Annotated in this window: 20 protein-coding genes and 1 tRNA gene; 16 read left to right on the top strand and 5 right to left on the bottom strand. The window is 45.1% G+C overall.

Going from position 1 to position 22,414, the window contains the following annotated elements; all coding sequences use genetic code 11:
• The first annotated feature begins 41 nt into the window (after positions 1-41).
• From AZI87_RS12325 to AZI87_RS12275, 11 genes are all read left to right on the top strand, one after another.
• The gene (locus AZI87_RS12325; protein ID WP_063207477.1) at positions 42-1,337 is read left to right on the top strand and encodes a hypothetical protein; all 1,296 of its coding nucleotides are present in this window, start codon (positions 42-44) and stop codon (positions 1,335-1,337) included.
• Positions 1,334-2,617, top strand: a complete 1,284-nt coding sequence (gene purB, locus AZI87_RS12320) for an adenylosuccinate lyase (protein WP_063207474.1) — start codon at positions 1,334-1,336, stop codon at positions 2,615-2,617. Before AZI87_RS12325 ends, purB begins: the two co-directional genes overlap by 4 nt.
• A 2-nt stretch (positions 2,618-2,619) precedes the next feature.
• Positions 2,620-3,552 carry an LD-carboxypeptidase gene (locus AZI87_RS12315; RefSeq protein WP_063207471.1) on the top strand — a complete coding sequence of 311 codons (933 nt, stop codon included), beginning with the start codon at positions 2,620-2,622 and terminating at the stop codon, positions 3,550-3,552.
• Positions 3,549-4,610 carry a serine hydrolase domain-containing protein gene (locus AZI87_RS12310; RefSeq protein WP_063207468.1) on the top strand — a complete coding sequence of 354 codons (1,062 nt, stop codon included), beginning with the start codon at positions 3,549-3,551 and terminating at the stop codon, positions 4,608-4,610. Before AZI87_RS12315 ends, AZI87_RS12310 begins: the two co-directional genes overlap by 4 nt.
• Positions 4,611-4,692: 82 nt before the next feature.
• A complete protein-coding gene (mpl, locus tag AZI87_RS12305) occupies positions 4,693-6,102 on the top strand; it encodes a UDP-N-acetylmuramate:L-alanyl-gamma-D-glutamyl-meso-diaminopimelate ligase (protein ID WP_063207464.1) in 1,410 nt (469 codons plus the stop codon).
• A 283-nt stretch (positions 6,103-6,385) separates the two neighbouring features.
• Positions 6,386-8,236 carry a hypothetical protein gene (locus AZI87_RS12300; protein ID WP_253696779.1) on the top strand — a complete coding sequence of 617 codons (1,851 nt, stop codon included), beginning with the start codon at positions 6,386-6,388 and terminating at the stop codon, positions 8,234-8,236.
• A 1-nt stretch (position 8,237) separates the two neighbouring features.
• A complete protein-coding gene (locus AZI87_RS12295; protein ID WP_063207462.1) occupies positions 8,238-8,903 on the top strand; it encodes a hypothetical protein in 666 nt (221 codons plus the stop codon).
• A 23-nt stretch (positions 8,904-8,926) separates the two neighbouring features.
• Entirely contained in the window at positions 8,927-10,339 is a 1,413-nt protein-coding gene (locus AZI87_RS12290; RefSeq protein WP_063207459.1) for a hypothetical protein, read from the top strand.
• 54 nt (positions 10,340-10,393) lie between these two features.
• A complete protein-coding gene (locus AZI87_RS12285) occupies positions 10,394-11,653 on the top strand; it encodes a hypothetical protein (protein ID WP_063207451.1) in 1,260 nt (419 codons plus the stop codon).
• A 137-nt stretch (positions 11,654-11,790) separates the two neighbouring features.
• Positions 11,791-14,295 (top strand): DNA mismatch repair protein MutS, encoded by a 2,505-nt coding sequence (gene mutS / locus AZI87_RS12280; RefSeq protein ID WP_253696777.1) that lies wholly within the window; start codon positions 11,791-11,793, stop codon positions 14,293-14,295.
• A 5-nt stretch (positions 14,296-14,300) separates the two neighbouring features.
• Positions 14,301-16,613, top strand: coding sequence for an HD domain-containing protein (locus tag AZI87_RS12275; protein WP_063207445.1), 2,313 nt, complete (start codon positions 14,301-14,303; stop codon positions 16,611-16,613).
• Here the strand turns inward: AZI87_RS12275 and AZI87_RS12270 are convergent.
• Together AZI87_RS12270 and AZI87_RS12265 are read right to left on the bottom strand one after the other, a co-directional pair.
• Positions 16,610-16,807 carry a hypothetical protein gene (locus AZI87_RS12270; protein ID WP_063207442.1) on the bottom strand — a complete coding sequence of 66 codons (198 nt, stop codon included), beginning with the start codon at positions 16,805-16,807 and terminating at the stop codon, positions 16,610-16,612. The genes AZI87_RS12275 and AZI87_RS12270 overlap by 4 nt on opposite strands.
• Positions 16,808-16,900: 93 nt before the next feature.
• On the bottom strand, positions 16,901-17,164 hold the full coding sequence (locus tag AZI87_RS12265; protein WP_063207439.1) for a hypothetical protein: 264 nt from the start codon (positions 17,162-17,164) through the stop codon (positions 16,901-16,903).
• Between the two features lie 215 nt (positions 17,165-17,379).
• Here AZI87_RS12265 and AZI87_RS12260 point away from each other — a divergent pair, with 215 nt between their 5' ends.
• The 5 genes from AZI87_RS12260 to AZI87_RS12240 all read left to right on the top strand — a co-directional run bounded on the left by AZI87_RS12260 (position 17,380) and on the right by AZI87_RS12240 (position 20,863).
• The gene (locus AZI87_RS12260) at positions 17,380-17,850 is read left to right on the top strand and encodes a hypothetical protein (protein WP_063207436.1); all 471 of its coding nucleotides are present in this window, start codon (positions 17,380-17,382) and stop codon (positions 17,848-17,850) included.
• 11 nt (positions 17,851-17,861) lie between these two features.
• On the top strand, positions 17,862-18,665 hold the full coding sequence (locus AZI87_RS12255) for a phosphatase domain-containing protein (protein WP_063207434.1): 804 nt from the start codon (positions 17,862-17,864) through the stop codon (positions 18,663-18,665).
• A 3-nt stretch (positions 18,666-18,668) separates the two neighbouring features.
• Positions 18,669-19,481: a hypothetical protein gene (locus AZI87_RS12250; RefSeq protein ID WP_063207431.1), complete on the top strand. Its 813-nt coding sequence runs from the start codon at positions 18,669-18,671 to the stop codon at positions 19,479-19,481.
• Between the two features lie 2 nt (positions 19,482-19,483).
• Complete coding sequence (locus tag AZI87_RS12245) at positions 19,484-19,918, top strand: SufE family protein (RefSeq protein ID WP_063207428.1); 435 nt, start codon at positions 19,484-19,486, stop codon at positions 19,916-19,918.
• A gap of 75 nt (positions 19,919-19,993) precedes the next feature.
• Positions 19,994-20,863 carry a trypsin-like serine peptidase gene (locus tag AZI87_RS12240; RefSeq protein ID WP_063207425.1) on the top strand — a complete coding sequence of 290 codons (870 nt, stop codon included), beginning with the start codon at positions 19,994-19,996 and terminating at the stop codon, positions 20,861-20,863.
• A 63-nt stretch (positions 20,864-20,926) separates the two neighbouring features.
• On the opposite strand, the gene AZI87_RS12235 is transcribed toward AZI87_RS12240, so the two are convergent.
• From AZI87_RS12235 to AZI87_RS12225, 3 genes are all read right to left on the bottom strand, one after another.
• On the bottom strand, positions 20,927-21,283 hold the full coding sequence (locus AZI87_RS12235) for a hypothetical protein (RefSeq protein ID WP_063207422.1): 357 nt from the start codon (positions 21,281-21,283) through the stop codon (positions 20,927-20,929).
• Between the two features lie 159 nt (positions 21,284-21,442).
• Positions 21,443-22,120: a response regulator transcription factor gene (locus AZI87_RS12230; RefSeq protein ID WP_063207419.1), complete on the bottom strand. Its 678-nt coding sequence runs from the start codon at positions 22,118-22,120 to the stop codon at positions 21,443-21,445.
• A gap of 140 nt (positions 22,121-22,260) precedes the next feature.
• Positions 22,261-22,336, bottom strand: a tRNA-Val gene (locus AZI87_RS12225).
• Positions 22,337-22,414 lie beyond the last annotated feature (78 nt).

The following is a 22,414-nucleotide window of genomic DNA, read 5'->3' as shown; positions in this document are numbered from 1 at the left end:
ATTAAGACAGTTTACATACTATTTTGAGGAGTTTTGTTTCGATGGAGTTGGGAAGTCCAGTCATCTTGGTTTCGGCCTTTGGGCGCGGTCATTGGTTGGCGGCAGCTTTGGCGAAAGAGGGAATTAAAACGACTCTGGTAGACGTGTCGACAAAACTCGGCGTGTGGCCCTCAGAAGATGTTGAAGGTCCCTTCGGATTTTTCCGCACGGAAAGAATTTCTGAATCGCAAATGGAACGCCTGTATTCAGATGATCACTTCGAAGAAGTTCCCAATGGTTTTACAATGTGGCTGAAAGAAGGACCCTTTGAGTGCAAAGGTCCTTTAACGAAATTCAAAATTGATAAAGCGCCCTTGTCCTCGCACATCAAAGACTTCATGTTTTCTTCGAAGAACAGCAAATCTCTTTATAAAAATCTGGAGGCCTTCAGTTTTGAACAAAGCTGGCTTTTGCATCTTTCGCATCAGTGGGCCGGAACGACCTATATGCCGAATGCGCAAGGCGCGGCTCGCGGCGAGAATCTTCCACTTTTTTCTTCTTTCTTAGTTCGTCAGGCTACACGTAATGGCTTGGAAAAATCTTTTGAGTGGTTGGCCGCCAAAGGTGTTGAAGTCATGCGTCCCCAGCAAATCGTTGATGCTTCCTTTGGCGGAGGAAAATCCATCACGGGTCTTGAAATCTCGGGTGAGAAACAAGGTCTGTTTCGGTTGGAGCAAATTGTCTGGCTTTTGACGAGTGAAGAAACGTATTTCTTGAATGAACGCTTGGGTAAATACTTCTTCCCGGAAGGCGCATTAGAGCCCGAGTGGTGTTGGGTGCGCTATCGCGTGAGCTTACAACAGTGTTTTGAGCGAGATCATCTTCCGTCACACACGTTGGTGATGAATGATCTGCAGTCGCCATGGACACATGAAAATATGCTGATTCTGCAAAGAACGACTTTAGCTGATCAGTTTGATGTGTGGATGCGTATTCCCACGGTTCAGCGATTCAATAAAGAATATCTAACGGTTCGCAGTGATCGCATGCGCCAGCATTTGTCAGAAAGAATGTCCTTGTCCGACCCGCAGATTTTAAATTTCCCGCAAGAGTATTATTATACTTATGCGCAACTGGGTGCAGCTCGCTTCCCGGTTTTCGGCGACAGACAAAGCAGCCGTCGTGGGAAAGTTCTTTATAGCAATCTGCATTTAAGCAGTCCCGAGGAATGGCCTCACTACTCTTGGGGAGCCTACTTTGACCGCGACGAAATGATCCTGGGTCGTTTGACTCAATGGTGGAAAGAAAAACTCCTTAAAGAACAAAAAGAAAAACGCAGAAAGGAACAGGCAACGTGATCGAACGTTACACGCGCCCGGAAATGGGTCTTTTATGGCACGCCGACCATAGATTTGGCAAAATGATGGAAGTCGAGATTGCCGTTGCTGAAGTTCAAGCGCAGATGGGAATTATTCCTAAAGTCGCTGCAAAGTCCATCGCACAAAAATCACGCTTCAACGTCAAGCGCATCTCTGAAATCGAAAAAGAAACAAAGCATGACGTGATTGCTTTTGTTTCTAATCTTGCCGAAAACGTAGGACCGCACGGGAAATATATTCACTATGGAATGACGTCCTCTGATGTTCTGGATACGGCTTTCAGTCTGCAAATCCGTGAAGCCGGTGTTGTTTTGATGAATTCCATCACGACATTGGAAAAATCCTTAAAATCCTTAGTGAAAAAACACGCTGAAACTTTGTGTGCGGGTCGCACTCACGGCATGTTCGCAGAACCGACGACTTTCGGTTATAAGATGGCGGGTTTTTTGGCGGAAACCGAAAGAAACAAAAAGCGCGTGAAAGCGGCTTTAGACAATATGATGATCTGCAAATTGAGCGGAGCTGTTGGAACTTATTCCAGTCAGCCAGCTAAAGTGGAAGCGGCGGTTGCAAAAAAATTGCGCCTGAAACCTGAAACTATCGCGACTCAAGTGATCCCTCGAGATCGTCACGCTGAAATGCTAAACGCTCTGGCTCTTTTAGGCACCGGTTTAGAAAGATTGGCTGTCGAACTTCGTCATCTACAAAGAAGTGACGTCGGTGAAGTGACGGAAGGCTTCACAAAAGGTCAAAAAGGCTCTTCGGCGATGCCTCATAAGAAAAACCCGATTAGCGCTGAAAACATCACAGGCCTTTCACGACTGCTTCGCGGTTACGCGATCGCAGGATTAGAAAACGTGGCATTATGGCACGAGCGTGATATCAGTCACTCGTCAGTTGAACGCGTTGTTTTCCCTGATGCGTTTATCGTAGCGGACTATGCTTTAAATCGCATGAGCATCTTGTTGGATGGTCTAGAAGTAAATAAAAAGCGCATGCTCGAAAACATTGATAGTTCTCAAGGTCAGCTCTTTAGTTCCCATGTGCTGTTGGCCTTGGTGACTAAAGGAATGATTCGTGAAGAGGCTTACGCTTTAGTGCAGCGCCTTTGTCATTCTATGGGATACGGAGAGCATTTAAGAGACAAACTTTTAGTGGATGATCAAGTCCGTGCTCTGCTAAAGCCTAAAGAGATTGACGAAATCTTTACGGGTAAGAAACACAAAAAATCTATCAAAGACATTATCAAAAGAGTTTAAAAGTGAGCTATTGGAAGTACTTTAAAGAAAATGACATTATCGATGTGGTGGCTCCTGGTTACCCATCTCAGCCTCAAGATGTGGAAGGCTCGCGTGATTTTCTTTTAAGATGGAAATTGCAACCACGTATTCCGAAAGGTTTGATCAAGCCGCACTTTTTGCACGCCAATGATGATGAGCAAAGATTTAAGTTTTTAAAAGCAGCGATTGAATCTAAAGACTCGCGCGTGATCTGGTGTTTGCGCGGAGGCTATGGCAGCAACCGAATGGTGCCAATGCTTGCAAAGCTAAAAAAGCCCAAAGAGCCAAAGCTTCTTATTGGCCTTAGTGACATCACGTCTTTGCATACGTTTGTCACGCAAGAATGGGGATGGACTTCTTTGCATGCGCCGATTTTAGACCGTTTTGGAAGAAATCTGATTGCGCCGAAGCATGAAAAAGAAATGCATGACATTCTTTTTGGTCAAACGAATCAAATTGAATTTAAAAAAATCAAAGCTTTAAATGAAGCCGCTCGTAAGGTCAGAAACCTAAAGTCTAAAATCACGGGTGGCAACCTGACAGTGCTTCAATCCACCATGGGCACCCCTTGGCAGATCGACACTCGCAAGTCTTTGCTTTTTGTTGAAGATATTGGCGAGCGTGGTTACCGCATCGACCGTATGTTTGAGCAGTTTCGTCAGGCAGGTTTGTTCAAACAATGTCACGGCCTGATTTTAGGTGATTTTGTTGGCGGTGAAGAGCCTTCAACAAGGAAGAATAATTTTAAACAAGTATTTAAACGCTGGGCGCAGGATCTGGATATTCCGATGTTTCAAGGTTTGGAGTCCGGTCATGCCATGATTCAAAGGCCTGTTCCTTTTAACACTTCGTGCGTTCTTAATGTCGAGGCAGGGAAGGGTCATTTGATTATTCAAACAGGAGGGCGTAAATGAAGTTTTCAGTCCTTGAGAAAAATTTGATGAAGCAGCTTGAAGAGCGCATTCGCGACACCACTCCCGGGGTCATGGTGCGCGCTTATCAAGGGGGACGTATTATTTGTGACGTCTCTGCAGGAAATACATTTGCTTATTATGATTTAGCCAGTCTAACGAAGGTGATCTTCACGACGCAGGCGATGATGTATGCGTTTGAACTTTCTAAATGGAATTTCGAAACAAAAGTCGCTGATGTTCTTTCATGGTTTCCCCATAAAGAAACCAAAATTACAGAGCTTTTGACTCACTCTTCGGGGTTGGCGTGGTGGCTTCCTCTTTACCAAGAGATCAACACGCAATTGCCGGTTGAAAAAAGAAGAGAGCAGCTTCGCGAGATTCTGCAGGGACTTAAAATTGAAAAACAAGAGACCGCCGTGTATTCCGATGTCGGTTTCCTAGTTCTGGGTTTTATCTTAGAGAAGTTTTTCGATAAGCCTTTGCACGATGTGTGGGAAGAAATTAAAAATAAATTCTACTTGGGAACGACTTTAGAATTCCATCCCAACAATCAAACTTCCGTCCGTACGGGACTTTTTGCGCCGACTGAGGAGTGCTCTGTTCGTCGCAAGCTTATCCAAGGTGAAGTTCATGATTTGAACTGCTGGTCTTTGGGCGGAGTTTCGACTCATGCGGGGCTTTTTGGAAGCATTGATGATGTGGGTTGGTTCTCTCTGCACTTGCGTTCGCAACTAATGGGTATAGCCCGGTATTCTATTCGCCAGAAAACCGCTCAGCTTTTTGCTAAGCGCGCGCTTCCTGAAGGAAAAGGGGACTGGGCGATGGGCTACATGATGCCGACACCAGGATCTGCAAGCTGTGGCAGCTATTTTTCTTTGGATTCCATCGGGCATACAGGCTTTACAGGGACTTCGATTTGGTATGATCCGAAGATGGATATGAGCATCATCATTCTTTCAAATCGTGTGTTGTACGGCTCTGATAATAAAGCCTTTGGAAAATTGCGTCCTGAAATACATAATTGGATTGTTGAAAATTACCGCCGCAGTGGCGTTTAGTGCGGAAGCGCACAGAGTGCAGCGGCATCCCGCGCGAAAGCGCACAGAGTGCAGCGCCATCGGCGCGGAACTGGAGTAGCAAATGAACTTAAAATCAGGCAGCCACATTCACCTTATGGGGATCTGCGGAACGGCGATGGCATCTTTAGCAGGTCTTTTGAAAGATCGCGGATTTAAAATCACTGGCAGTGATTTGAATCCCTATCCTCCGATGTCCACGCAGTTAGAAAGCCTCGGCATCAATATTATGAAGGGATATAAGGCTGAAAATCTTCACCCGAAGCCGGATTTTGTTATTGTCGGTAATGTGATTTCTGCGAGCAACGAAGAAGCGCAAGAGTTGATGAAGTTGCAAATTCCCTACACATCTTTACCGAAAGCGATGGGTGAATTTATTATCGGAGACCGTGAAAGTGTAGTGATCTCGGGGACGCACGGTAAAACAACGACGACATCCATGATGTCGTGGGTGGCGGAAAATGCTGGTGTGAAACCAGGCTTTTTGATTGGCGGAATCCCCAAAAACTTTTCTCAGTCATTTAAAAATCCAGAGGGAAATTTCTTCGTTATCGAAGGTGACGAATATGACACGGCTTTCTTTGATAAAGTACCAAAGTTCGTCCACTACAAGCCTAAGCATGTGATTTTAACGTCGGTCGAGTTTGATCACGCGGATATCTACAAAGATTTGCAAGCGGTGAAAGACTCGTTTGCGCGTTTAATGACGCTGATTCCAGAGAACGGAACTCTTTTAGCCTGTGCTGAAGATGCAAATGTTATGGAGCTTCGTAAACTTGCAAAGTGTAAGAACTCTTTCACCTATGGCTTTGGCGAAAATGCTGATTTCCGTGCGAAAGTTCTTTTCCATAATGAAAAAGGCATCGGTTTTGAAGTTCATCACAAGGGTGAAATTTTAGGCCCGTATGCGATGCAAATTACGGGCGATTATAACATCCTCAATGCGACCGCTGTCGTAGCGATGTCGAAGTGCCTTGGTTTTTCTGAAAACCGCATTCAGATTGCTTTAGAGTCCTTTGAGGGTGTGAAACGTCGTCAGGAAATTTTAGGTGAGCCTGGTGGAGTGTTGGTTATCGAAGATTTCGCTCATCATCCGACGGCGGTTCGCGAAACAGTAAAAGGCATTCAAAAGAAATATCCGAACCGCAAAGTCTTTTCGGTGTTTGAGCCGCGCAGCGCGACTTCTCGTCGTAAGGTCTTCCAGAAAGACTATGTAGAGGCTTTCAAAGGTTCTCACGAAGTGATGTTAGCTAAAGCTTTTGATCAGTCTAAAATTGACGAAGAAAATCGTTTTTCTTCTCACGAGCTTGTTGAAGATTTGCGAAAATCCGGAGTGACGGCGGCGGACTTTGATAATGCGGATCAGATTGTTGCGGCCTTAAAAGCCCGTGCTAAAAAAGGTGATGTTATCCTCATCATGAGTAACGGTGGTTTTGATGGCATCTATGGCAAACTGATGAGTGCTTTAAGCTAAGTATTTTCCCTCGTAGATTCTCATTCTGACTCGACCCAATTACCAGAATTCCGTGGGCAGTTCTGCTCACGGAACAGAATTCATATTTTGCAAAATTGATCTCAGATGTGTCACTTTGAAATTCTTTGTGCGTGGGGCCCGTTTAAAATCTAGATCGCACGGTGACTGTTTAGAAGAACGTCAGTGTCGAACTTTTATGTAGCTGATATCATGGATTTTTTCATCGATTTACCCTCTCTAGTTTTCGTAAAAAAGACGATAATAGAGTTACGGGGGATACGGTATGAAAGGTCACTATTTTCTCATTGCGGCCGTGACAGCGTTTTCTTTAAACGCTTTTGCTGCTTCAGATGCGGATATGCGAAGTGCGAAGAAGCTTTATGAGCGCATGACAGGCGTTAAGGTCTCTTCTAAACGAGCGGAACTAAAAGTGGTCGCGGATCATATCGCAAATGGTGATTATAAAGCTGCGGCGAAATACATCACGACAACTCCGGACTTTCTTAATGTGCAAATCAAAAATCTTTCTTTACGTCTTTCCAATAAAGACGAGTCGGTGAAAGTAGGTTTTAACGATTTTTCAGCACTAATCGTGGGTGTGGTTCGTGACAACCGTGATTTCCGTGAAGTGCTGACTTCGGATTATTACTACGATGTCTCTGGTGTCGCAAATGACGATGATCCTCGCACGCGCTTTTATAATCAGAATAACTTCACTCCTGTTGAGACGGCCTTCTTGGATCTTACGAAGGTTTTGTCTTTTAAACCACGCCAACAAATGGTGATCACTTCGAATGACACGCCTTACATGCAAAAAGAAAAAAGCACGCCTGTTCTCACAGCGGCGAATCATCCGGATCCAGCGGGAGTATTAACAACGCGCACTTTCGCGGAAAGAAATCTAGGGGGCGGAAGCAACCGTCGCGCCGTCGAGTTCACGTTGAAGCAGTTCCTTTGTGTTTCCATGGCAGAAGCTGCGGATTCAAGTGCCTCGGATCAATATGTGGGAAAAGACGTCGAGCGATTCCCAGCGGGAGACTACAATAAATATTTAACTAGTTGTAAGAGCTGTCACTCCGTGATGGATGGTATGCGCCCGGCTTTTGCAAAAATGGATTATGGTAACTTCACAAACTCAGCAGCGACCGGAATTTATTCCACGACGCATGGAGATTTCTTTAATTCAAATAAGATTGCTACTAAATATTCGGACTATTTAACGAATGTCGTCACACCGGCAACGACGGTCGTGATCCCGGATTTAGAAAAAAATCAGGAAGAGTCGGACTACTATAAGACTCGCTATAACTTTTTAATCACACGTGGTTCAACGCCAGAGCAGGCGGCAACAACATTAAATGCAATCCTTAATACAATTCGTGATCCTCAGACAGTGGTTGAATTGATCGCGGATTATCGTGCGAAGAAACAATCTGACCTGAATGTATTCCGTAATAACCGCAATAATACGCAATACCACGTGGACTATGTGAAAGCTTGCTTGGCTCATCTAGGAAACACAGCTTTGACGGCACAGGTCCAGGAAGAGAAGTTCCTTCAGTGTAATCTGGATTCGAAAAAGGACATGTCCGTACTTTACGGTTACTACACAGCTGTTCTGACAGCAAGCAAGGTCAGTGCGAGTGAAATTGCGCGTCTTCAAGGAAAACTAGTAAATCGCGGGCGTCAGGCAAACGTGAATTTAATGGCGCCTTATCTTCAAGCCAAAGATCAACTGAGACTGTTCCCGCGCAATGTTTTTGATTCAGAGACCGGAGTCGCAACTAAGATGAACAGAGGGAACTATGCCTACGGTTTCACCGTGACTAGTGATGACTTCGTAAATAATGCCACATTAGGAAGTAAGTCTTCTTTCTTCGGTTGGCGCGGTTCAAATAAGACGGGTGGTCAGGGTGTGAAGGATTTTGGTCGCATGATTTCGGAATCCCGACGCTTCAGTCAGTGTATGGCAAAACGTGTGTATGAAAGTGTGTGCTTTAAAAAGCTAGATACGACTCAATATACGACCTTGGTGCGTTTAGGGGATCGTTTCGAAGCCTTGAACTACAACCTTAAAAGCCTTTATCAAGATATCGCCTTGGATTCAAGCTGCGGTCTCGTGAAGGAGCCTTAAGATGAACTTGAAGAAAAAAATCTCTTTATCCATTGGTATGACCTTTTCCTTCTTGTTTGTTGGAATGGCCTTTCAAAACTGTGCGGAGCAAACGGACTTTGCCAGCCTGGAAGCCGCAATGCCTGAGGGGCATTCGATAGACACTCCAAACTCAAAAGCAGAAAGCGCGATCGACGGTGCGCCAACAGATGCAAAACAAACCTTAGAATCTATGATGTCTTTATTGGATTTGAAACCCAATGAGATCAATCAGGCGGAAGTGAACGCCGAGGTGAACTATCGTCGTAATTTACTGGCTTCGCAGAATGATATTGCTTTGGTCAATTCGCCAGCCATTATTGCGATGACGTCCCTTGCAGCGGTGGTTTGTAAGCAAGCCGTGAATAAAGAGAAAAAGGGCACCCGCGATATTTTTAAATTTATTGATTTCACTAAGGGCCCGAGCTCTTACGGAAAGCTAGGGGCTCTAAACACTTATATTACGATGGTGGATCGCTTTTGGATGCGTAAACCGACGAGTGAAGAATTGGCTTTGTTTTCAAAAACGATTGATGAGTATTACAGCACTCTGAATTCTATTGCGATGGGGAACGCAGCAGAAACAGACAAGCTTGCGATCTTTATCTGTTCAGGAATGTTATCGGTGCCTGAATCCTACTTGTTGTAGGACGAGAGGAAATTGGGGGAGTTATGAAGAACGATAAACTTAAAAAAATTCTGGAAAACCCAAATGAGGCCTCTTCAGGACTGCGACTTTCACGTCGGGAACTCTTAGAAGCAGGTGTGCTTTCTTTTGCCGCACGCGTGGCTGTGCCGGGTGCGGTAACCTCTATCTTGACGATGGCTGAAAAAGCGGTCGCGCAAACAACACCGATGATGCCTTTTGTGACTTTAAGTCTTAGCGGGGGTGCAGCTCTGCATGGAAACTTTGTCGTGAAAGATTCCGGCGGCAGTCTTCTTAAGTCCTATTCGAAGTTGGGATTGGGTAAGGCTGGTTTTGCAACGGAAAGACTCATGGGAGCTGACTTTGCCTCTTCCTCGCAGCTTCACAAAGGTATTAAAGACGTCTGTTCCTCCGATGCTTTAGGAAGATCTCGTCTTGTGGCTTTATGTACAAATACGGCCAATGATACCAATGGTCAGTCGGCACTTCGTCCTTTTTATGATCTTTCAGGTCCGCTTGAAAGAGCGGGATTGGTCGGAAAAATTCTGCCCACCGTGCATCAAGGAACTGCCAGTGAAAATATCAAACCGGTGTTCAATGCACCGAACTCTGTACTTGAGCTTGCTAGTTTGGATTCGATGTTCGGCGCTTTGAATTACTCAAGCGTCTTAGCGGATAATGGCCTATTATCTAAGCCTCAAAAAGAAAAACTGAGTGGCTTTATTGGTAAAATGACTCAAGCTCAAGTAGCAAAATTAAATGCGAAAGATGACGGCATCAAAGTCGCTTTACAAGAAGCGGGAATTAAGTCGGGTGATATTATCAAAGCCGGTGGTGCTTCTGGTGTGGATCCCCGTAAGGATGCTTCAGCGCAAGCGGTTTACGGGATCAATGCCTCGACGGCGGCAAACAATGCCAACGCCATTACGGCGGGTGTCGTGTTTAATGCCTTAAACGGCAACGTCTCGCACGGTCGCATCACTTTAGGTGGTTACGATTATCATGCACCGGGATTAAGAACGGTGGCTGATCAGCGTGACTTCGCAGCCGGACAGCAGATCGGGCGTATGATTGAACTTGCTCACCGTATGAAAAAATCTTTATTCATTCTGGTGACGACGGATGGAGCTTGCGTCTCTGAAGAGTCTGAATCCTCAACAGCGATTTGGTCGAGTGATTATAGCTCGTCGTTGCAGTTCATTATCGCCTACCATCCGCAAGGAAAATTAGCCGCTACGGGAAATCAGATCGGACACTATCTTGCGGATCAAAGTGTCGATACGACGACGCTTGTTGGTTCTCGTCCGGACTATGTGGCGGCAGCCGTTCTAGCGAATTATTTAAGTCTTAATAAAAAGCTTGGAATCTTTAAGCAATTGGCTCCGGCAACATTGCAAAATGATGACGTAGAAAAAGTCGTAAAGCTGAAAGCCGCTTAAAAAGTAAGTCGACGTCTTAAGTTCGGGTTCGTAAGGGGAATGGGGAATTTGGGGATGAAAAGAACACAAGCTCTTAAAGTTTTAGGGATGGTATCTGGAAGTTTTCTTCTGGTGATTGCATTTCAAAACTGCGGTCAGAACTTAGGAGAAGGTTTCGTATTAGATACAAAAGCCGTGCAACTTAATTCCGGAAGCAGTCTTCCCGTAGATGATTCCTTAATCGATGACGAAACTTCGGAAGAACAAAGCACGGGCGATATCTGTGAGGACCAGCTTTACGCGAAATTCGGCGCGGGTTACTACGTGTTTTTAAAGAACAACTGCGCAGGTTGCCACAATGGAGAGCACGAAGCGCCTGCTTTTGCCTCTAAAAATTCTTTATCGTCTTATCAGGTTTTCCGCGACAAAGGTTATCTAGCGGTTTCCGCAAATGCCATCAGTGCCAATCACAATCCTCCTTCAACGGGAGCTCATCACAACGGGACCATTAGTAGTTTAAAAGCGGATTGGGAAAATGCCGTAACGGCCTGGGCTCAGTGTAAGGGGAGTGATGTTGAAGATAAGTCTGTCGTGACTGGTAATAAGACCGACGCAAATATTGTAAATAAAAAATCAGAATCAACATATTGGTCCAAACTTTCTTGGAACATGAATACGGCTGGCGATATGCCAACTAATGCCGCGAAACTGCCTTTGACTATTTCAGTGGAAGTTCAAGTAGCGAAAGTCGGGGGCACTGAAGTTGGATACGCGATTAAAAATCCGACGATGGGTATTGCTTCCGGAAGTGCGAAATATCGAGTGAAAGGTTTGTTCTTTTACGTTAATAACGTCTTGAATGATGCGGCGACGGTCTATCGTGGGATTGATGCCGTTATATGCCCGAATGTATCCTTAAATCTCGCGCCGGTTGGAAATGCGCAGTTGATTGTTACGGCGTCTCGCAAAACCACGGATAAGTTTGCTTTGCAGTTTAGCTCCATCGAAAAAGTCGATGCCTCTGCAAAATGCGGCACGGGCTCCAACGTCACGGTGCCAGTGGATACGACTCCAGAGAAAGTCACTTTTGCCCAGTTGACTTCCACAGACGCAAACTTAGGTGTCTTCCGAAGTCAGTGTTTTTCCTGCCATCAAGGGGCCAGCAGTCAGGGTGGTTTGGACTTAAGCAGTTATTCTCAATCAAAATCGAAGGCCGCGAAGATTCTATTGCGTATTAACGACGCCAATGCCCCCATGCCACGAAGTGGATTGATGTCATCAAAAATGCGGGCCATCGTCGAAAAATGGGTGAATACGAACACTCCAGAGAAGTAGCTAACGCGCCGCACTCTTTATGAGTGCGGTTTTCGTTTTTAAAGCCCTATTTTCCCTCACAGATGCGATGCGTTTTTGAGTGAATTGCCGCCCCGCCTTCGTTAACTTTTTGGGCTATGTCAAATCTTACTCCGCTCATGAAACAGTTCTGGGACATCAAGTCCGTTCACCAAGATAAAATTCTTCTATTCCGCATGGGGGACTTCTTTGAGATGTTCTTCGATGATGCTGTGAAAGCGGCACCGGTCTTGGGAATCGCTCTTACGCAAAGAAATAAAAAATCGGCTGATGAAACTCCGATGTGTGGCGTACCTCATCATTCTATCGCAGGTCCGATAAATAAACTTTTAGCGGCCGGCTTCAAGGTTGCAATCTGTGATCAGCTAGAAGATCCCAAGATGGCAAAGGGTATTGTCAAAAGAGGTGTCACGCGAGTTCTGACTCCGGGCATGGTCTATGACTCTGATACTTTGGACGGAACAAAGCCTCATTATCTTGTGAGTTTAGATAATGAGTCTATCAGCTTCTTAGATACAACAACGGGCGAAGCATTTTTCTTTAGGTCGCAAAAAACGACAGAGCTTTTGCGTTTCTTACAAATTCTTCCCGTTGCTGAGATTGTGATTTCTAAAGACGACGAGGCCTTGCTGAAAGGTCTTGATGGCGTACTTATTAGCTTCCATGAAGATGTCGCAGAGGCTCTTCACGATTTATTAAAAAACAGCGCGCCTTTGTCGGCTGCCCGGCTGGTTTCTTATGTCACGCAGCTGTCAGGGGAAGAGTCTATCAAGACACTTTCACCGTTTGTAGAAAGGGATCTTGAGCATCGTCTTGAAATTTCTGGAACAGTTCTTCGTCACCTTGAGGTGTTTTCGACTTACAAAGGTGAAGGCCTGGGAAGTCTTTTTCATGCGATCAACCGCACGCAAACGTCTGCGGGAAGTCGTCTTCTTCGTCAGTGGTTGAGTTTTCCACTGCGTGATACAAAGGCCATTGAACAGCGTCTTACTTCGGTTGAGTTCTGGCGCAGCCATGTCCTTGAGTTAAAACGCGTTCGTCAAATCCTAGGGCAAATGGGCGATATCGAAAGACGTCTTGGAAAAATCTCTCAACCTCAATGCAATGGTCGTGATCTTTTGGCTTTGGCAGGAAGTGTTCATGCTGGTATCAGCGCGCTTGAAGTTCTAGTGCATGCTTCCGGGGGAACGGCGAACTTTGAACCTTTGCGCGATCTTGCTTACAAGATTGAGCGCACGTTGGTTGAAGATCCTCCTTTGGCAACAAAGCAAGGTTATTTGATTCGTCAGGGCGTTTCTGCAGAGCTTGATGAGTTGATTGAACTTTCGACTCATTCGCAAGCTTTGGTGGCACGCATGGAGGCTGAGGAAAAAGAGAAGACCGGTATTTCTAGTCTTAAAATCCGCTACAACAATGTTTTCGGTTATTATATTGAAATCACTAATACACACAAAGACAAGGCGCCAGCGCACTATCAAAGAAAACAAACTTTGACTAATGCGGAACGCTACTGCACCGACGAGCTTGTTGAATTAGAAAGAAAAGTTCTGAGTGCCAATACGAAGCGCGCAGATTTGGAATTTGAATTCTTCGAAGCCTTGAGAAAAGAGATTCTGGCTCAATGCCCCGCTTTACTGACGCTGGCTCATGAATGTAGTGAGGTCGACGTGGTTTCAGGCTTGGCATGGTTGAGTTTGGAAGAAAAATACGTACGTCCGCAATTCACGACAGATGGTTCTTTAAAATTGAGAGCCAGCCGTCACCCGGTGGTTGAGCAAACCGTGAAAAAGAACTTCGTTGCGAACGACATTGAACTTCGCCCTCACTCTTGCCTGTTATTAACGGGCCCGAATATGGCTGGTAAGTCGACGTTGATGAGACAAGTGGCTTTGATCGCTATTATGGCGCAAATGGGTTCTTTCGTCCCGGCAGATGAGGCTTCAATCCCGGTCTTTGATGCGATCTTCACACGTATTGGTGCGAGTGATCAGTTGTCGGAAGGTCTTTCAACATTCATGGTTGAAATGACGGAAACTTCCGCGATGCTAAAAAATGCGACGAAAGATTCTTTGGTGATCCTAGATGAAGTCGGTCGTGGTACGAGCACGTTTGATGGCATGTGCTTGGCGCAATCCATTCTTGAACATTTATTAAGTGAAACAAAAGCCCTTACTTTCTTTGCGACTCACTACCATGAGCTGACGTCGTTAGATCAAAGTTTTGGTCAGATCACAAACGCTCACATGACGGTGGCCGAACGAAACGGTGAAATCCGTTTCCTGCACACCTTGGTGAAAGGCCCGGCATTAAAATCTTACGGGGTGCAAGTGGCAGAATTAGCGGGACTTCCTGCCTCTGTGACAAAAAGGGCCAAAGGTCTTTTGCGTGATATTGAATCAAAACGTGTTCAAGCTTCCAGTCAGCTTTCACTTTTAGATCAATTGCATAGTGATGTTCCGGCGATGGATATAGATCCGATCACGACCTTCACTTTGCCAGAAGAAATCAAAAGTTTGATGGCAGAAGTGGAAAAATACCCGTTGATGCAGATGAGTCCGCTGGATGCGATGAACCAGATCGCGAAGTGGAAAGAAATCGTTGCTCGTAACGGACAGGAAGTGTAGCCACGATGGCAACAAGATCTTTTTTGTCTTCAACTCAGTGGGAGCAAGCGCAAGAGGTTTTAACACCACCACTTATGACACCTGACGGAGATGTTCGTCAGGTGTTTTGTTTTTCAGCCGAAAACTTTTCGGGTTGGTTGTCGGCGCGTCTGGAAGAGCTTTTTAAAAGCTCCCCGGAATGGGAAAAGTGTCATCCCATTATTTTAGGATCTTGGGCTCGAGGTGAATTAAGTCCGAAGTCGGATATCGATGTTCTGTTCTGTGGTGATGAAGAAAAGGTAAAACTCTTTGTCGATAAAGCCAACGAACAGGGTCTTAAACTTCGCTACCGTATGCCTCACAATCCTTCCGATTGGACTGAAAACGTCGAGGCCTTTGATATTCTCGCGTTATTAAAAGCTCGTCCCTGGACACCTGAAGGCGCACAAAAACTTTTTGAACAGCAAAAAAAGATCTGGTCAAAAAAGAACTATTATCGCCGCATTCTTTTAAAGGCTGTGAAAGAAGAACGGAAGAACCGCGCAAAGCGCTTTGATTCCATCACGAATTATCTTGAGCCCAATATTAAATTTGGACCCGGTGGACTTCGCGATCTTGAACAAGGTTTGCAGATTTACGAGCTCTTCGCCGAAAAGTTCACTCACCCTGGGCATGCGCTGAATGTTCTTCATTACTATCGCAATTATTTTTTAAATATTCGTCAGAAGCTGCACTTGGAAGGTCATGGCGATATTCTGTCCAACGCAGTACAGTTTGATCTTGCGAAATGGATGGGATTTAAAACGCATAAAGATTTTATGCGCGATTTACAGCGCGGTCTTTCGCGCGTGCATTTTTATTCAGACTGGATTGTGGAAGTTGCCGAGTCTTCAGAGAAAGAACTAAAAAAACTAGAGCAATTCGAGTTTAAAAAGTTCGAGGATCTTTCGCTTGCGTTACATAAGAACTCGAGCGTTTTAGTGCAGAAAAAAGTGCGTGAAAACCTGGACAGTCTTTTACCCGATGCCAAAGTGAAGTCCTTGGCGAAACGACGTGGGCAAGTTCTAGAATCTATTCTTGATATTAAAGCGACAGATGAGTTTTTGGTAAGTATTTTTCGCTCGCGTTTGATTGATAAGCTCGTGCCTGAAATCCGCCGCTTAGTGGGCTATGTTCAGCACGATCAGTATCATCGTTTTACGGCGGACTCGCACATCATGCAGGCGTGTCGCGAAGTAAAGCGTATCTATAAAAAATCCTCTCAGCTAGGACCATTAAAGTCTTTGCACCAAAAACTCACGAAAGAGGACTGGCGCATTCTTTCCTGGAGCTGTTTGTATCATGATTTAGCAAAGGGCCTTGAAAGTGGAGACCACCATTCGGATCTCGGCGTGACCATCGTGGAACGAGATTTTAAATCTTATGGTTTTTCAAAGTCTTTCACGGACGAAGTGAAGTGGATGGTGAAAAATCATCTGGAAATTTCTCAGGCCGCTTTTAGAAAAAATCCGAAAGATCCTAAAGTGTGGCAGGATTTGCGAGATAAGGGTGTGGAAGGCGCAAGACTTTATCGTCTGGCCTTATTCACGGCCATCGATATTCGTGCAACAAATCCAGAGGCCTGGAATGAGTGGAAAGCAAAACTGTTGCGCGATTTAGTCGTCAGCCTTGAATCTAAAAAAGCGCAAGACTATTTCGATTTCCAAACTCTGCGTTTACGCAAGAAGTTGCAACTTTCTTCAGAAGTGATCGAGGAATTGGGCCCTGTTTTATTAGACAGTCTGGCTATTAAAGATCTCGTCAACGATCTCAAAAAAGCAGAACACGCTGAAAGCTCTTTGGCGCCTTTGGTTTACAAAACGCGCAAAGGGGAAGTGTGGATACGCTTCCACGAGAAAAAAGACCGTAAAGGGCTTTTAAGCGATTATGTGGGGCAGTTGTATTCCCTGGGCTTGGGCATTCGCCATGCCTCGATTCACACACTTTCTAAAGTCGGCGTGTATGACTGGTTTCAAGTATCGACAACTCGAAACATTCAACAACTGACAAAGATTTTAGAAAACACACAAGTGCAGTCGAAAAATATTCCGGCCGTGAAGTTTGAGTCGATTCAACTTGTTAGTGCGGATGAAAAAGAATGGGTGATCAGCTTTAAAGGACCAGATCAGTCAGGGCTCTTGGCCTCAGCCGCGAAGTCTTTAAGTGAATTGGGTGTGAGCATTAAGAGTGCCCGCGTTCATACTTGGGGCCGTCAGGTCGATGATATTTTTACCGTGAAGTCTTTAGGAAGCGAGCCTCAAGAGCTGATCGCGAACTTGAGGCAGAAGTATCAGCTTTAGTTGCTGTTTTTCTTTTTAGTCGCACCGGTGATGCCGGTGTGATTACGCCAATTGTACTGTGGATCTGTTTTTGTACGATTGTGCCAAGCTTCCCATTTCTTTTTAGGAAGTTTGTGTGAAACATTTCCTTTTTCGTCGAAGATATCAGGATCTTTACCAAATAAAAAATCGCCGATGGCTTTTAGAACTCCCATGAAAACCGCTCCTTAGATAAGGCTCTAATATAAGCGAGGAGCGGCCAGAAGGGAAAGACGGAATCGAAGAACTTATGCTGCTTGTCAAAAGTCTTAAGAGCGTGGGTTTGCGCAAACGTCGATAATATCCAGTCCGCGTTCTTCAGCCACAGGGCCACGACCTTTATAGAAATTAAAGCATTGTTGAGCCGCTTGTTCATAAGCGTCCTCATAACTTGCGGCCGCGCGCTTGATCTCCAGCGACTGACCCGCCAGTTTGTACTTAAAGACATATTCTTTCGAAGGTGCTTCAGAGCTTTTCCAAGCAAACGAAGTGCAAGAGAAAGCCAAGATGGCGATAGTTAGAAGCGTTTTCATAAGTCCCTCCTGTTTAAGGATTTCCGTCTTGCCTTGTAGAAGAGCAAGCGATGGGCCACGGTATAGCATGGCGCCCCATGATGAGACGGTATAAGTGTTGAATATTACAATGGAATATAGTCTCATTTTGGGAGTTCCAGATAGGGCGTCTTCCAGGCCTGACAGTGACAGTCTGAGGAAGGCGAATGAATAAACTTTAGACAAGGAATGTGTCGATGAGAATTCTTCTATTTTTGATTTTGAGCTTTGGAGTTTCTAGTTCCTGGGCTGTGACCAGCGGTCGATATCTAGGCATGCAGATGATCATCAATATTGCTTCAAACAGCGTGGACGGAACTGTCGACGGCACCCCTCAAGAGCTTTACCTGGCCATGGATCGTCCTGAACAGGATTCGATGTTGGGACGTGGGAAATCCTTAGAAGCTCCCAAAAAAGTTCTGAATTTCATCTGCGCAAAAAAAGCGGAGAACAATTACCACTGCGCGATCTACATCCATAAATCCAACGTCGCGCGTATTGGTCCGGGTAAAGCCCACTTTGAAGTTCGCGGAGCTGAAGCGAAAGCCTTGTTTGAGCAGTTTCACTCTGAAAATGGACTTTTTGCTTTCAAAGATGAGGCGCAAACCTTCGCAATTCACGCAACACCGGAGCGCTTTGTGATGTGGTTTGATGAGCAAGGTATTTAAAAGGGATGGATATGAAAAACTTTATCGCGTTCTTAATATTCTTTGTTTCATTATCCTCTCAGGCTCAGACATTGTTCGTAAGCGACGTCGATGACACCATCAAGCTTGCGAATGTGAAGGATCTAAGTGAAGCCGCCCGCTACGCCTTTGATGATAAAAGTCGTTTCTTGGGAATGAATGCGCTTTATCACCACATCGTGAAAGAAAACTCAGACATCCGGGTGGTTTATCTTTCAAAAGCACCTGAATGGTTCATGGGTCGCACGCACCGCAATTTCCTCAAAAACGGAAATTACCCGGCGGGGACCTATATTGGAAAAACCGAATATGATAGCGATGTTCATAAAATCACGAACTTGCGCAAACTCATGGAAGAACACCGTCCGCGCAAGGTGATTCTTATTGGCGATAACGGCGAACAAGACGCCGATATTTACGCGCAACTGGCGCAAGAATACGCCAACCAGGGCATCGAGTTTCATCAGTTCATCCGTATCGTTTATAACCGCAATTCGTTCGTAGAATGGGGCGCAGCTCTGCATAATGGACAGACAGGCTTTGTAACTCCTTTAGAGATTTCTTTTGAGCTGGAAAAAGCTCACATCTTGAGTTATTCCGCTGTTGAAACTTTGGTAAAGACCCTGGTCCCTGATTTCGTCTATGCGAGCAGCTATGCGGCGGAAGGTGATGTGGCTTTTCCTTATTTCGTGAATTGCCAAACCTTCGTATGGAAGTGGGACGACAGTCTGCAAAGGTTTGATACAATGAAGCAGTTGAAGCTTAAATTGACCGACCGCTGTCGCCTGAAAATGTAAAGAATGTTATTGAAATACCAATTACCACGAGTCTACGAAAATCTCTTACCTCGAGAGATTCTGGAGTTTTCTCCTGAAGAAAATAAAGCGACCTGCGACTCGTGTGCGATGTCTCGTCCTCGCCATAAAGGCAAAGTTCATTATCGCGAGGATTTGAAGTGCTGCACCTTTCATCCGTTCCTCGCAAATTTCATGATCGGGGCTTTGTTGAAGGAAGAGTCTTCTACGGAAGCTCATCGCATCTTCCGCGATAAAATCGCTCGCCGTGAATACGCTCTTCCTATCGGGATGGTGGCCCCGGTAAAATATCAGGTTGAGTTTAATAACCGCACGGAAGGGGAGTTCGGTCAGCGCGAAGACTGGCTGTGCCCTTACTACAATAAAGAAAAACAAAACTGCAATGTGTGGCGCAATCGCGGTGTTGTTTGTACGACCTTCTTCTGCAAAAGCTCTTACGGAAAACCTGGAATTAAGTTCTGGGAAAAAATGAGCAACTATCTTTGGTACGTAGAGTTGGCGCTTTTAGAAGAAGCCTTGGTGATGTTGGATTTTTCGCCTCGTCAAATCATGGATCTTTTGGATTATCACAATCGCTACGATGGCACGGCCGCAGAAAAAAAATCCTGGGTGCTTCCTGAAGCCAAAGCCAAAGATTTGTGGAACGGGTATTACGACGATCAAGAAGGTTTCTATAAGAAATGCCACGATGTCGTGATGAATATGAACAAGAAGTCCTTTCACGAACTCATTGGTGAGCAAGGACAAATGCTGGAAGAAGATATTTTCACTCTCTTGCCGAATTTGAAAGTGGTTTAGTTATGAACATCCAAGAAAGACAACAAAAGATAATCCAAGATTTCTCCACGATGAATCAGTGGGAAGACCGCTATAAAAAAATCATCGAGATGGGGAAAGCTCTTCCTGAAATGCCCGAGAATTTAAAAACAGAGCAAAACGCTGTGAAAGGCTGCCAGTCGCAAGTCTGGCTCTCTGCAAATTTAAACGAGCAAGGTCAAATACAACTTCAAGGCGATAGCGATGCTTTGATCGTGAAGGGTTTGGTTGGACTTTTGTTGTATGTTTATTCTGGAGCGACTCCCAGCGAGATTTTATCGACACCTCCCGAGTTTTTGAAAGCTTTGGGCTTCGAAGGAAACCTTTCTCCTAGCCGCGCCAATGGTCTGCATTCCATGCTTAAGCAAATCAAACTTTATGCGACGGCATTTGATTATCTTCTGAAAACGAAAAAATAAAGTTTGTCTTTCATTCTCACTTTTCTCAGACTTTTATGAGAGGGATGTTCAGGAAGAACATTCAGAGGGGAAAAAGTGAAAAGGAATTCATTCGTAGCGACAATGACTGTCGCGCTTGCAGCAACGTTCTCAGTTGGATTTGTTAACATCACGCCCAAAGTTATTTATGGCGACGACAACCGTGTCGACGTCTATCAAGTAACCAGAGCCGACATTCGTGAAATTGCGGATTCCACAGTGGCTTTGATTCCAACACGCGATATTCAAAATCAAGGAAACGGTTTGGTAAAGATTTTGGCGTCAAGCTATGGCTCTAGTATGAATCTTTGCTCCGATGAGCCTTTCTTTGATCAACCTTCAGCAGCAAATTGCTCGGGTTCTTTAGTTGGTGAGGATTTGATTGCAACTGCTGGTCACTGCATCAGCTCTTCGGACTGCTCTCGGTATGCTTTCGTTTTTGGTTATAAAATGACGGACGCTAAAACAGCTCCAGAGACTTTGCCTGAAGGTGAAGTTTATGGTTGTAAGGAAATCGTGGCTCGTGAATACACGAGTGCTCAAGATTACGCTCTAGTGCGTTTGGATCGCCCTGTCCGTGGTCACCGCGTTTTGAGTTTGGCACAGTCAGCAGCACAGCCCGGTGACGCAATTTACGTCGTTGGTCATCCCTCAGGTCTTCCGACGAAAGTGGCTGACGGTGCGCAGGTGCGTGCTCAACAGGGAGCTTATTTCACTTCGAACTTAGATACTTACGGAGGAAATTCTGGATCTGCGGTTTTCAATGCAAGAACTCATGAAGTGGTGGGTATTCTTGTTCGTGGAGCCCAAGATTTCACGTATGACCGAGCTAAGCAATGTACTGTTTCAAATAGATGTACAGAAACGGGTTGCCGCGGTGAAGATGTTACGAACATCTCTTATATCGTGAATGCTTTAAAAAAATAATTAAGGCTAAAGATATTAAAAAATAAAAAAGGGAGCTTAAGATAGCTCCCTTTTTTATTTTAACTACTCAAGATGAATGGGAGAGCCAGATTGGTTTTGTTCAGCATCGGGAAGTTGCTGATCAGGATTGGGATTTTGTTGAATAGCTCCTTCTTCAGGTTGGCAGTTGGTGCTGTGATTTTCTAGATGGGCTAACTCATCTTTCTGTCCTTCATAACTGACTTGGGGGCACGGGACGAGGGAAGGATCTTGCTCTGTTGCCGTGGGCTGTCGATCTACGCGATCGGCAAGATCACGTTGAGTTTCGATCTTCATCGCATCTGTTGCGGATCCATTTAACGGAACCGTGGGATCTTCAGGGGCCCCTTGAACAAATTGTGGAAGGATAAGGAGAGCTGCCACGATGATAGCTTGTCTCATAACCACCTCCGTATTAACTGCTTTCAAAGTTATTTTAACATAGGTGATTGGGAGTAAATGCACTTCTGTGCTTTAACGTAAGGACGTTTTGCAGCGAAATTTTCGGAAAAATAATTTAAGGCTTGCTCCACGACAGAGTGAAACTGAGTATTTTCTTAATTATCCGTGTTTTTCGAAGCGGTAACCAGAACCATAAACGGATTTGATTTCCCACGGCGTGCCTTCAAGCTTTTTGCGAAGCTTTGACATATGAGTGTCGATGGCGCGATCGACCACACTTGTATTTCCACCCCAGACTTGGTCTAAAAGCTGCTGGCGGGTGATAACTTGATCTTTGTGCTTTGCTAGGTACAAAAGAATTTTGAACTCAATTGACGTTGTTTCAATGGGCTTTTTTTCACCTTTGATGTCGCAGGAAATTCTTTGCACCGTTAGGTCGAAATGCAAACTGTCGACCTTTAATATTGCGGTGTCATGATGTTTTGTTTTCTTGCGAAGCTTGGCCTCAATGCGAGCCCGCAGCTCGACGGGCTCAAAAGGCTTTGTGACATAGTCTTCAGCTCCTAGAGAAAAACCTACGACTTTATCTGTGACTTCATTCTGAGAAGTTAAGATCACTACCGGAATGTCTTGGAGTTGAGTGTGGTGATGCATGTAAAAATCAAAACCACTTCCATCTGGCAATTGGACGTCCAAGATGACAAGATCAAAAGGGGAGGTGATGTGCACCGTTGCTTCTTTCAGCGTATTCGCGCATGTCACGTCATGAGCCGAAAGAGTTTCCTTCACCACGATTTGATTCGTTAAATTATCTTCGATAAGCAGAATCTTAGCCATACTTGTGTTTTAAGGATGTCATGGGCTCGCAAGCAAAGCAAGACTTTGGCATAAACTAAAGAGTATTTAGTCTAGGAGATCTGAGCAAACGTTGCACTTTTGCAGAGCCAGCTCGGTTTGAAATTGAGAGGGGAAAAAAATGGTGCGAATAACTGGACTTGAACCAGTGACCTCTTCCATGTCAAGGAAGCGCGCTACCAACTACGCTATATCCGCACAAGAGCATTCAAGCTAACATTCGGACCTTCAGGCGGCAATCATGGATGCAGCTGGTCAGGGGTAACCTTTTATCAC

It is taken from the genome of Bdellovibrio bacteriovorus (genome assembly GCF_001592745.1).
Taxonomy (GTDB): Bacteria; Bdellovibrionota; Bdellovibrionia; order Bdellovibrionales; family Bdellovibrionaceae; genus Bdellovibrio; species Bdellovibrio bacteriovorus_B.
Note: the sequence above shows the minus strand (reverse complement) of the source record. Positions and strands in the feature narration are given on the sequence as shown.